The sequence below is a fragment of the Mycobacterium talmoniae genome (assembly GCF_001854525.1).
GTDB lineage: Bacteria > Actinomycetota > Actinomycetes > Mycobacteriales > Mycobacteriaceae > Mycobacterium > Mycobacterium talmoniae.
Map to the genome: position 1 here is coordinate 1 of NZ_MLQM01000167.1, position 11,901 is coordinate 11,901.

Annotated in this window: 10 protein-coding genes; 3 read left to right on the plus strand and 7 right to left on the minus strand. The window is 69.7% G+C overall.

What is annotated here, in order from left to right; all coding sequences use genetic code 11:
* The coding region (gene ppc, locus BKN37_RS22050) for a phosphoenolpyruvate carboxylase (protein WP_071029086.1) at positions 1-1,839 on the plus strand (1,839 nt) is incomplete at its 5' end.
* Here the strand turns inward: ppc and BKN37_RS22055 are convergent.
* The 6 genes from BKN37_RS22055 to tkt form a co-directional block, all read right to left on the minus strand.
* Positions 1,836-2,249 carry an ATPase gene (locus BKN37_RS22055; RefSeq protein WP_071029087.1) on the minus strand — a complete coding sequence of 138 codons (414 nt, stop codon included), beginning with the start codon at positions 2,247-2,249 and terminating at the stop codon, positions 1,836-1,838. The two genes, ppc and BKN37_RS22055, sit on opposite strands and share 4 nt — an antisense overlap.
* Before the next feature lie 42 nt (positions 2,250-2,291).
* Complete coding sequence (pgl, locus tag BKN37_RS22060) at positions 2,292-3,038, minus strand: 6-phosphogluconolactonase (RefSeq protein WP_071029088.1); 747 nt, start codon at positions 3,036-3,038, stop codon at positions 2,292-2,294.
* The gene (opcA, locus tag BKN37_RS22065; RefSeq protein WP_071029089.1) at positions 3,035-3,946 is read right to left on the minus strand and encodes a glucose-6-phosphate dehydrogenase assembly protein OpcA; all 912 of its coding nucleotides are present in this window, start codon (positions 3,944-3,946) and stop codon (positions 3,035-3,037) included. The genes pgl and opcA overlap by 4 nt, the downstream gene beginning before the upstream one ends.
* Before the next feature lie 94 nt (positions 3,947-4,040).
* On the minus strand, positions 4,041-5,579 hold the full coding sequence (gene zwf / locus BKN37_RS22070) for a glucose-6-phosphate dehydrogenase (RefSeq protein ID WP_095407172.1): 1,539 nt from the start codon (positions 5,577-5,579) through the stop codon (positions 4,041-4,043).
* Positions 5,576-6,700: a transaldolase gene (gene tal / locus BKN37_RS22075; RefSeq protein ID WP_071029090.1), complete on the minus strand. Its 1,125-nt coding sequence runs from the start codon at positions 6,698-6,700 to the stop codon at positions 5,576-5,578. Before tal ends, zwf begins: the two co-directional genes overlap by 4 nt.
* A gap of 20 nt (positions 6,701-6,720) precedes the next feature.
* Positions 6,721-8,811: a transketolase gene (tkt, locus tag BKN37_RS22080; RefSeq protein ID WP_071029091.1), complete on the minus strand. Its 2,091-nt coding sequence runs from the start codon at positions 8,809-8,811 to the stop codon at positions 6,721-6,723.
* A 220-nt stretch (positions 8,812-9,031) separates the two neighbouring features.
* On the opposite strand from tkt, the gene BKN37_RS22085 reads away from it, so the two are divergent.
* On the plus strand, positions 9,032-9,943 hold the full coding sequence (locus tag BKN37_RS22085) for a heme o synthase (RefSeq protein WP_071029092.1): 912 nt from the start codon (positions 9,032-9,034) through the stop codon (positions 9,941-9,943).
* Between the two features lie 18 nt (positions 9,944-9,961).
* On the opposite strand, the gene BKN37_RS22090 is transcribed toward BKN37_RS22085, so the two are convergent.
* A complete protein-coding gene (locus BKN37_RS22090) occupies positions 9,962-10,447 on the minus strand; it encodes an NUDIX hydrolase (RefSeq protein WP_071029095.1) in 486 nt (161 codons plus the stop codon).
* 122 nt (positions 10,448-10,569) lie between these two features.
* On the opposite strand from BKN37_RS22090, the gene BKN37_RS22095 reads away from it, so the two are divergent.
* Positions 10,570-11,853, plus strand: coding sequence for a PPE domain-containing protein (locus BKN37_RS22095; protein WP_083341967.1), 1,284 nt, complete (start codon positions 10,570-10,572; stop codon positions 11,851-11,853).
* Positions 11,854-11,901 lie beyond the last annotated feature (48 nt).

An 11,901-nucleotide genomic window follows, 5' to 3' on the forward strand; every position in this document is an offset into this window, starting at 1 on the left:
GTCCAGCCCACCCCGCAGTTGACGGCACTCGCCGACAGCGGCGGCGAGCCGGAGCGTGCCGACGAGCCGTACCGCCGCGCGGTGCGCGCGATGCGCGCCCGGCTGACCGCCACCGCCGACGCCGTGCTGGACCGCCCGCCGCCGCAGCGGCTGGACCTGGGTCTGCCCCGATACGCCGCGGCGTCGCAGCTGCGCGCCGACCTCGACATCGTGGACGCCTCGCTGCGCGGGCACGGCAGCGCGCTGCTGGCCGACGACCGGCTGGCCCGGCTGCGGGAGGCCGTGCACGTGTTCGGGTTCCACCTGTGCGGGCTGGACCTGCGGCAGAACTCCGACGTCCACGAAGAGGTGGTCGCCGAACTGTTGGCCTGGGCCGGGGTGCACCCCGACTACCCGTCGCTGCCCGAAGACGACCGGGTGGCGCTGCTGGTCGCCGAACTCGCGACCCGCCGCCCGCTGATCCGCGACGGCGCCGACCTGTCCGAGCTGGCCCGCCGCGAACTGGACGTGGTCGCCGCCGCCGCCCGCGCGGTCGACGTCTTCGGCCCGCACGCGGTGCCCACCTACATCATCTCGATGTGCCAGTCGGTGTCGGATCTGCTGGAGGCGGCGCTGCTGCTCAAGGAAGTCGGCCTGCTGGACGCCTCGGGGCCGCAGCCGTTGTGTCCGGTGGGCATTGTGCCGCTGTTCGAGACCATCGACGACCTGCACCGGGGTGCGTCGATACTCCAAGCGCTGCTTGATATTCCGCTGTACCGGGCGCTCGTCGACGCCCGCGGCGGCAGCCAGGAGGTGATGCTGGGCTACTCCGACTCCAACAAGGACGGCGGGTATCTGGCGGCGAACTGGGCGCTGTACCGGGCCGAACTCGACCTGGTCGAGACGGCCCGCAACGCCGGGATCCGGTTGCGGCTGTTCCACGGCCGGGGCGGCACCGTCGGCCGCGGCGGCGGACCCAGCTATCAGGCCATCCTGGCGCAACCGCCGGGCGCGGTGAACGGCTCGCTACGGCTGACCGAGCAGGGTGAGGTGATCGCCGCCAAGTACGCCGAGCCGGCGATGGCGCACCGCAATCTGGAGGCCCTGCTGGCCGCCACCTTGGAGTCCACCCTGCTCGACGTGGAGGGCCTGGGGCCCGACGCCGAACCGGCCTATGCCGTACTCGACGAGCTGGCCGCGCGCGCCCAGCGCGCCTACGCCGACCTGGTGCACGAGACCCCGGGGTTCGTCGACTACTTCCTGGCGTCCACCCCGGTCAGCGAGATCGGGGCGCTCAACATCGGCAGCCGGCCCACCTCCCGCAAACCCACCAACTCGATCGCCGACCTGCGCGCCATCCCCTGGGTGCTGTCCTGGAGCCAATGCCGGGTGATGCTGCCGGGCTGGTATGGCACCGGGACCGCGGTGCACGAGTGGCTCGACGAGGACGCGGGCCGGCTGGAGGTGCTGCAGGACCTGTATCGGCGGTGGCCGTTCTTTACCTCGGTGCTGTCGAACATGGCGCAGGTGCTGGCCAAATCCGATCTCGGTCTGGCGGCACGCTACGCCGAACTGGTGCCCGACGCGGCGCTGCGCCACCGGGTGTTCGACAAGATCGTCGCCGAGCACGGCCGGACCATCGCCGCGCACAAGCTGATCACCGGCCAGGACAACCTGCTCGCCGACAACCCGTCGCTGGCCCGCTCGGTGTTCAACCGGTTCCCGTACCTGGAGCCGCTGAACCATCTGCAGGTCGAGCTGCTGCGCCGCTACCGCGGCGGCGACGACGACGAACTGGTGCAGCGCGGGATCCTGCTCACGATGAACGGGCTGGCCAGCGCGCTGCGCAACAGCGGCTAATCGGCGCGGACGGTGCGGTTCCGCAGCGCGTTCACCACGTTCATCACGCCGCGCACCGCATGCTCGGTCGCCGACACCGGCGACATCACCGTTTCCCCCAAACTCACGATGTAGTCGATGCGGTCGACGATCGCCTCCACCGGCTCGATGAGCGTGGCCAGCCGCTTCGCGAGATCGTCCAGGCTGGCCATCGTTTCTTCGAGGTGGTCCAGCCCGTCCCCGAGACGCTCCACCGTGCGGTTTAGGCCCACCAGCGAACTGTTCAGCTCGCCCATGGTGTCGCCCAGGCCGGACAGCACATCTTCGAGTTGCCCGACCGTCACGTCGGCGTTCAACGCGGCCTGCGCCAGCGTCTTGAGCCGACGCCGCTCCGGACCGGTGCCGGCGGATTTGTCTGCCATGCCGCCCATTATGACCGGTCTCGAACCGGCCGGGGACGCGGAGCGCTGAGGTTAGCCGGTCGGCAGCTTGGCCGCGGCCTCCGCGTCGAGCAGCCAGACCGTGGCCTCGCGCCCGACGGCCCCGGCGGCCGGTACCGCCACCGGGTCGGTGCCGCCGACCGCGGCCGCCACCGCGGCGGCCTTGGCCGCACCGGACACCACCAGCCACACCTCGCGCGACCGCTGGATCGCCGGCAACGTCAAGGTGATCCGGCGGGGCGGCGGCTTGGGAGAGTCGTAGACCGGAAGCGCCAGCCGGGCGGTCTCCCGTACCGCGGGGGTATCCGGGAACAGCGAGTTGATGTGGCCTTCGGGTCCCATCCCCAGCAGATGCACGTCGAAATTCGGTGCGGCTTCCCCCGGTTCAGCGTGCGCCGCCAGGACACGCTCGTAGCCCAACGCCGCGGCGTCGAGGTCGTCGCCGAACTCGCCGTCGCTGGCCGCCATCGCGTGCACGTTGCTCGCCGGAAGCCCGACGTGATCCAGCAGGGCCTCGCCGGCCTGCTTGGCGTTGCGTTCGTCGTCGTCGGCCGGCACGAACCGGTCGTCGCCGAAAAACACCTGGACCTTCGTCCAGTCGATGCGCTGCGCCTGCTCACCGACCCGGCGCAGCAACCCGATGCCGGTGCCGCCGCCGGTCAGCACGATCAGCGCCCGCCCCCGGGCCGCGATGGCCGCTTCGATGGCGCCGACCAGGCGGTCACCGGCCGCCGCGACCAGCGCCGCGGTGTCGGGGTAGGTTTCCACAGTTTGGCTCATACGTACTCCACCCGGTCGATGCCCTGCAGCGCGGTGAAATAGATCTCGTCGGGGTCCAGCCGCCGCAAATCCTCGGCCAGGCATTCGCTGACGTCGCGACGCGGCAACGGAACCAGCGCATCCGGGCGGGCGGTGCGGCTCAACGTCGCGGTCACCCCCTCCTGGGGGCGGCTCAGCGTCACCGTCTCGGTGCTGCGCACCAACTCCACCTTGAGTTCGCCGACCGCGCGGCGCACCGGCCCGTCGATCCGGCCGGCCAGCCAACCCGCCAGGACGTCCAGCGCCGGTTCGGTTTTCAGCCCGGACACCAGCGCCGAGGTGACCGGCTCGTAGGGCGGCTGATCCAGCGCCGAGGTCAGCAGCGCCCGCCAGTAGGTGATCCGGCTCCAGGCCAGATCGGTGTCGCCCGGGGTGTATCCGGGCCGACGACCGGTGATCGCCGACAGCGGGTCGGCGCCGTTGGTCGCGTCGGTGATACGCCGGATCGCCAACTGGCCCAACGGGTCTTGGGCGGGAACCGGCGGCGCAAGGTCGGGCCACCAGGCCACCACCGGGATGTCGGGCAGCAGGAACGGCACCACGACGCTGTCGGCGTGCCCGGCGAGCGCGCCGGACAGCCGCAGCACCACCACTTCACCGGCGCCGGCGTCGCCGAACATCCGCAGCTGGGCGTCCAGCCGGGCGTCGGCGGCGTCCGGGTCGCCGGTCATCACCACGATCACCCGGCTGGGATGCTCCTGGCTGGCGGCGTTGGCCGCCGCGATCGATTCGTCCAGGTACGCCTCGGTCGCCGGCGCGATGATCAGGGTCAGCACCCGGCCCATCGTCACCGCACCGACCCGCTCGCGCAGCTCATCGAGCTTCTTGTTGATCGCGGTGGTGCTGGTGTTGGGCAGGTCGATGATCATTTGCGCCGCTCCCTTGACCCGGCCGAGCAGACGTAAAAGCCCCTAATTTCGGTGCTTTTGGGGGACTTTTGTGTCTGCTCGCGCTCGGCGGCGATCACGGTCGCCGCCATTCCCGGCCGTCCCGGCGCAGCATCTCAAACGCCGACGCCGGGCCCCAGGTGCCCGCCTGATACGGGTCGGGCTTGCCATGCGAGGCCCAGTTGTCGAGGACGGGATCGAGGATCTCCCAGGACAATTCCACCTCCGCGTTGACGGGGAACAGGGACGGTTCGCCCAGCAGCACGTCCAGGATCAGTCGCTCGTAGGCCTCCGGCGAATCCTCGGAGAACGCCGAGCCGTAGGAGAAATCCATGTTGACGTCGCGGACTTCCATCAGGTGGCCGGGCACCTTGGAGCCGAACCGCAGCGTGATCCCCTCATCGGGCTGTACCCGGATCACCAAGGCGTTTTGGCCGAGCTCGTCGGTCATGGTGGCGTCGAACGGCAGATGCGGCGCGCGTTTGAACATCAGCGCGATCTCGGTGACCCGCCGCCCCAACCGTTTCCCGGTGCGCAGGTAGAACGGCACCCCGGCCCAGCGTCGGGTGTCGACCTCCAAGGTGATGGCGGCGAACGTCTCGGTGGTGGAGTCGGTGGCGAACCCCTCCTCTTCCAGCAGGCCCACCACCTGTTCGCCGCCCTGCCAGCCGGCGGTGTACTGACCACGCGACGTGGTCTGATCCAGCGGCTGCGCCAGCCGGGTCGCCGAGAGCACCTTGATCTTTTCGGCCTGCAGCTCCGCGGGGCGGAAGCTCACCGGCTCTTCCATCGCGGTCAGCGCCAGCAGCTGCAGCAGGTGGTTCTGGATCACGTCGCGGGCCGCGCCGATCCCGTCGTAGTAGCCCGCGCGGCCGCCCAATCCGATGTCTTCGGCCATGGTGATCTGCACGTGGTCGACGTAGTGCGCGTTCCAGATCGGGTCGAACAGCTGGTTGGCGAACCGCAGCGCGAGGATGTTTTGAACCGTCTCCTTGCCCAGGTAGTGGTCGATCCGGAACACCGACTCCTCCGGGAAGACGCTGTTGACCACGCTGTTGAGTTCGCGGGCGCTGGCCAAATCGTGGCCGAACGGTTTCTCGATCACCACCCGGCTCCAGCGGCCCTCGCGGGGCCGGGCCAGCCCGGAGGAGTACAGCTTTTCGCACACCATCGGGAATGCGTTCGGCGGGATCGACAGGTAGAAGGCGTGGTTGCCGCCGGTGCCGCGTTCGACGTCGAGCTTGTCCAGCGTCTCGGCCAGCCGGGCGAACGCCGCGTCGTCGTCGAAGGTGCCCTGCACGAACCGGAAACCCTCGGCCAGGCGTTCCCACACCGCCTCCCGAAACGGGGTGCGGGCGTGCGCCCGGACCGCGTCGTGCACGACTTGGCCGAAATCTTGATCGTCCCAGTCCCGGCGGGCGAATCCGACCAGCGCAAAGGTGGGCGGCAGCAAGCCCCGGTTGGCCAGATCGTAGATCGCCGGCATCAACTTCTTGCGGGCCAAATCGCCGGTGACCCCGAAGATCACCACCCCGCACGGCCCAGCGATCCGCGGCAGCCGCTTATCGCGTTTGTCCCGCAGCGGATTTCGCCACGGGTCGATGGCCTGCGTCACTTGGTGGCGGCGTCGAGCTGAGCCTGGGTTGCGTCGAGCAGTTCGGTCCAGGACGCCTCGAATTTCTCCACGCCCTCATCCTCAAGGACGACGAACACGTCCGGCAGGTCGATCCCGACCGCCGCCAGTTGGTCGAACACGCCCTGGGCGGCGTCGGCCGTGCCGGTGACGGTGTCGCCGGTGACCACCCCGTGGTCGGCCACGGCTTCAATTGTCTTCTCCGGCATGGTGTTCACCGTGTGCGGCGCCACCAGCTCGGTGACATACAGTGTGTCGGCGTAGTCGGGATTCTTGACGCCGGTGGACGCCCACAGCGGGCGCTGCACCCGCGCCCCCTCCGGCCACAGCGCGCCATACCGCGCACCGCCTTCGAAGACCTCCTGGTAGGCGGCGTAGGCCAGCCGGGCGTTGGCCACCCCGGCCTGGCCGCGCAGCGCCAACGCCTCGGCCGAGCCGATCTTTTCCAGCCGCTTGTCGATCTCGGTGTCCACCCGGGACACGAAGAACGACGCCACCGAATGGATCTTGGACAGGTCGTGGCCGGCCTTGTGGGCGGCCTCCAACCCGGCCAGGTAGGCGTCCATTACCTCGCGGTGGCGCTGCACCGAGAAGATCAGCGTGACGTTGACCGAAATCCCTTCCGCCAGCACGGCGGTGATGGCGGGCAGACCGGCCTTGGTCGCCGGAATCTTGATGAACAGGTTCGGCCGGTCGACGATCTTCCACAGCTCCACGGCCTGGGCGATGGTCTTGTCGGTGTCATGCGCCAGCCGCGGGTCGACCTCGATCGACACCCGGCCATCCACGCCGTCGGAGGCCTCCCATTGCGGGGTCAGCACATCGCAGGCGTTGCGCACATCGTCGGTGGTGACGGTGCGGATGGTGGCCTCCACATCGGCGGCCCGCTCGGCCAGCTCGGACACCTGGGTGTCGTAAGCGTGGCCCTGCTCCAGCGCCTTCTGGAAGATGGTCGGGTTGGTGGTCACCCCGACCACGCTGCGGGTGGCGATGAGTTCGGCGAGGTTGCCCGACTCCAGCCGGTCGCGGGACAGGTCGTCCAGCCACACCGAGACCCCCGCGGCACTGAGCGCAGCGAGGTTGGCGTTTTGTGACGTGGTCATCTTTCCGATACCCCTTTTCCCTAGTTGTCCAGTGCGCGTTCGGCGGCGGCGACGACGGCCTCCGCGGTAAACCCGTACTCGCGGAACAGCGTTTTGTAGTCGGCGGATTCCCCGTAGTGCTCGATCGACACGATCTGCCCGGTGTCACCGACCAGTTTGTGCCAGCACTGCGCGACCCCGGCCTCGACGGCCACCCGCGCCGACACCGCCGGGGGCAGCACGGCGTCGCGGTAGTCGACCGGTTGGGCCTCGAACCACTCCACGCACGGCATCGACACCACCCGGGCGACGATGTCCTTGTCGGCCAGCAGTTTCTGCGCCTCGACGGCCAGTTGCACCTCGGAGCCGGTGGCGATCAGCACCACGTCGGGCTGTTGGTCGCCGGCGCCGCCGAGCACGTACCCGCCGCGGGCGACCCCGGCGGCGTCGGTGCCCTCGAGCACCGGAACACCTTGGCGGGTCAGGATCAACCCGACCGGTCCGCTGCTGGCGCCCCGGGCCAAGACGGTGTGCCAGGCGTAGGCGGTTTCGTTGGCGTCGGCGGGGCGCACCACCGACAGGTTCGGGATCGCGCGCAGCGCGGCCAGGTGCTCGATCGGCTGGTGGGTGGGCCCGTCTTCGCCCAAGCCGATCGAGTCGTGGGTCCACACGTAGATGGTGTCGATGTCCATCAGCGACGCCAGCCGCACCGCCGGACGCATGTAGTCGGAGAACTGCAGGAATGTGCCGCCGTAGGCGCGGGTCGGGCCGTGCAGCACGATCCCGGACAGGATGGCGCCCATCGCGTGCTCACGAACCCCGAAGTGCAGGGTGCGGCCGTACCAGTGGGCGGTGTAGTCCTTCGTCGAAATCGACGGCGGCCCAAACGAATCCGCACCGTCCATGGTGGTGTTGTTGCTGCCTGCCAGGTCGGCGGAGCCGCCCCACAGCTCGGGCAGCTTGGGTCCGAGCGCGGACAGCACCTTGCCGGACGCCGCGCGGGTGGCCAGCGCCTTGGAGCCCGGCTCCCAGTGCGGCAGGTCGGCGTCCCAGCCATCGGGCATCTGGTGGGCCAGCAACCGGTCCAACAGCGCCTTGCGGTCCGGTTCGCGCTCGGCCCAGGCCTCAAAGTCCTGCTGCCAGCGTTCGTGGGCCGCCTTGCCGCGGCCGACCAGCCCGCGGGTGTGGGTGATGACGTCCTCGCGGACCTCAAAGGTCTTCTCCGGATCGAACCCGAGCACCTTCTTGATGGCGGCCACCTCGTCGTCACCGAGCGCGGCCCCGTGCGCCTTGCCGGTGTTCATCAGGTTGGGCGCCGGGTAGCCGATGATGGTGCGCAGCGCGATGAACGACGGACGGTCGGTGACGGCCTTGGCGTTGGCGATGGCCTCCTCGATGCCGACCACGTTCTCGCCGCCGTCGACCTCCTGCACATGCCAGCCGTAGGCGCGGTAGCGGGCCGCGGTGTCTTCGCACAGCGCGATGTTGGTGTCGTCTTCGATCGAGATCTGGTTGTGGTCGTAGAACACGATGAGGTTGCCCAGGTGCTGCACCGCGGCCAGCGACGACGCCTCGCTGGTCACGCCTTCCTCGATGTCCCCGTCGGAGGCGATCACGTAGATGAAGTGGTCAAACGGGCTGGTGCCGGGTTCGGCGTCCGGGTCGAAGAGGCCCCGCTCGTAGCGCGCGGCCATCGCCATCCCCACCGAGGACGCCAACCCCTGACCGAGCGGGCCGGTGGTGATCTCCACCCCGCGGGTGTGCCGGAACTCGGGGTGCCCGGGGGTCTTGGACCCCCAGGTGCGCAGCGATTCGATGTCGGACAGTTCCAGGCCGAAGCCGCCCAGGTAGAGCTGCAGGTACAGGGTCAAGCTGGAATGCCCGGCCGACAGGACGAACCGGTCGCGACCCAGCCAGGTGGTGTCGCTGGGGTCGTGCCGCATCACCCGTTGGAACAGCGTGTAGGCCAGCGGCGCCAGGCTCATCGCGGTGCCCGGATGACCGTTGCCGACCTTTTGGACCGCATCGGCGGCCAACACGCGGACGGTGTCGACGGCGACCGAATCGATCTCGGCCCAGTCGTCGGGGTGCTGCGGGCGGGTCAGCGCGGAAATTTCTTCGAGTGTGGTCACTAACGTCAGTCCTCGGGTCGACGAGCCGGTTCTTCTACACCCTAGTGCGGGATCCCGCGTCGCCGCAGACTGGGATTTTCGCGCCGGGTTCCCGGTCGTGCGGCAGCGCAAACAGCGGGAATCCCGCCGAATCGACCCTGCGGTGTGGCCGCGGTGGCCCGGCGGTCTACCATCGTCTGTAGTAGAAGCTGCGCGCTGGTGCGACCTGAGGAGTTACTGCGTGAGCATTCGCGAGCGCGTCGCGCCGAAAATACCCAGCGCAGTGCTGGCGTATCTGGCCCTGACCAAACCGCGGATCATCGAGCTGCTGCTGGTGACGACGATACCGGCGATGCTGCTCGCTGAGCGTGGCACGGTGAACCCGCTGCTGATCCTTAACACGCTGATCGGCGGGGTGCTGGCCGCCGCCTCCGCCAACACGCTGAACTGCGTGGTCGACGCCGACATCGACAAGGTGATGAAGCGGACCGCGCGGCGGCCGCTGGCGCGGGCGGCGGTGCCGACCCGCAACGCCCTGGTGTTCGGGCTGGTGCTGGGCGTGGGCTCGTTCTTCTGGCTGCTGGCGACCACCAACCTGTTGTCGGGCGTGCTGGCGGTGGCCACCATCGCGTTCTATGTGTTCGTCTACACGATGCTGCTCAAGCGCCACACCTCGCAAAACGTGGTGTGGGGCGGGGCGGCCGGCTGCATGCCGGTGATGATCGGTTGGTCGGCGGTGACCGGCACCATCGGCTGGCCGGCCGTGGTGATGTTCGCCATCATCTTCTTCTGGACGCCGCCGCACACCTGGGCGCTGGCCATGCGCTACAAGGACGACTACAAGGCGGCCGGGGTGCCGATGCTGCCGGCGGTGGCCACCGAGCGTCAGGTCACCCAGCGGATCCTGATCTACACCTGGCTCACCGTGCTCGCCACCCTGGCGCTGATCCCGGCCGCCGGGTGGCTGTATGCCGCGGTGGCGGGTCTGGCCGGCGCCTGGTTCTTGACGATGGCCCACCAGCTGTACGCCGGGGTGCGCAACGGGGAGCCGGTCAAGCCGCTGCGGCTGTTCCTGCAGTCCAACAACTACCTGGCCGTGGTGTTCTGCGCGCTGGCCATCGATTCGGCGCTGGCCCTGCCGACCCTGCTGTGAGTTTCCGCTGACTGACGGCTAACCGGCCGGGCCGGACCACTCGAAGCGGGTCTGGCCGCGATCACTGCGGGCGGCCGCGATCCGGTCCCGCATCCGCGCCGACATCTGCGGCAGCGCGTCGAGGCGAAACCACCCCGCCGCGGTGCTCTCCTCGCCGTCCGGGCGGGGCTCACCGGCCACCCAGTCCATCAGGAAGACGTGGTCGAGGTATTGCGCCCGATCACCGTTGGCGTGCACCACCGGCGCGGTCGCGTGCACCCAGGCCAGCCGCGTCGGTACCGCGGTGGCGCCGGTCTCCTCGGCGACCTCCCGGACCGCGGCGTCGGCGGGCTCCTCGCCGGGGTCGACGATGCCGGTCACCGGTGTCCAGCAACCGTTGTCGGCCCGTTCGATGAGCAACACCTCGCTGCCGCCGCGGATCACGACGGCCGTCGTCCCGATCAGCCACAGCGGGTCGTGCCCGATCCGGGCGCGCAGGTCGGCGATGAACTCGGGAACCGGCATGGCGCGATCGTGCCAGCCCGGCGGCGTCGCTTGAAACACCGCCACGCAACTGATAATGATAATCATGTTCAATAGTCATCGAAGCCTGGGATGGTGTGTCTGTTGTGAGCGTGCCGGTGTGGATGGGGTCGCCGCCGGAGGTGCATTCGGCGTTGTTGAGTAGTGGTCCGGGGCCGGGGGCGTTGTTGGCGGCGGCGGGGGCGTGGTCGTCGTTGAGTGCTGAGTATGCGGCGGTGGCGCAGGAATTGAGTGCGGTGCTGGGTGGGGTGCAGGCTGGGGCGTGGCAGGGGCCGAGTGCGCAGGCGTATGTGGCTGCGCATGGGCCGTATTTGGCGTGGTTGGGGCAGGCGAGTGCCGATAGTGCGGCGGCGGCGGCTCAGCATGAGGCGGTGGCGGGGGCCTATAGCGGGGCGTTGGCGGCGATGCCGACGTTGGGGGAGTTGGCTGCCAATCATGTGACTCATGGGGTGTTGGTGGCGACGAATTTCTTTGGGCTCAATACGATTCCGATCGCGGTGAATGAGGCCGACTATGCGCGGATGTGGGTGCAGGCGGCGACCACGATGAGTACCTATGAGGCGGTCAGTGATACCGCGGTGGCTGCCACCCCGTCGACCACCACCGCACCACCGATCCTGAACCACGACGACGGCCACGACCACGACGACGGCCACGACCACGGTGGCGACGACGGCGGAATCCACGACGGCGAATTGGATCCCACCGACCCGGCCTGGTGGCTGGATGTCGGACTTGAGCAGGTGGAGAACTTTCAAACCCTGCTCAACGACCTGCTGACCAATCCGGCCGCGCTGTTGACCGATCTGCCCGCGGTCATGGCCGACCTGACGTTCCACGCCAGTCAGGTGCTGTCCACGTTTGGCCCGTATTTTCCGGCGCTGCTGCAGCCGGCGCTGACATTGGCGCTGGCCAATCTCGGCTGGGCGATCGGGTTGGCCGGGTTGGCCGGTATCCGCCCCGCTCCCATCGCCGCGGTCGCCGAACCGATCCTCGAACCCGTCGTGGCCGAGCCCAAGGTGTGGCCGGCCGCCGGGGGCGCCCCGACCGTGCCAAGCGCGCCACCCGCGCCGGCGTCGGCCCCGGCCACCGCGCCCGCGTCGGCCGTGGCCGGTGGCGCGGCGCCGCCGGGACCGCCGCCGGTGGGCGCCGAGAGCTTCGGCTATCTGGCGGGCGGCGGTGGACCGTGGACGCGGTTCGGTCCCGCCATGCACGCCCGCAGCGGCGCCGAAGCGAAAGCTTCCGACACCGCGGCCGCCTCGGCGCCGGCCGCTGCCGCGGCGTCCAGCCGGGACCAAGCCCGGGCGCGACGACGCCGCCGGGCCGCGGCCCGCGACCGGGACCATGCCCGGTCCCCCTTCCCCCTCCGCCGCGGCCGCCGGCGGTAGTGGTGTGGCGGTCGGGGTGGGGGGGGCGCCTGTGGCGGGGGGGGGGTG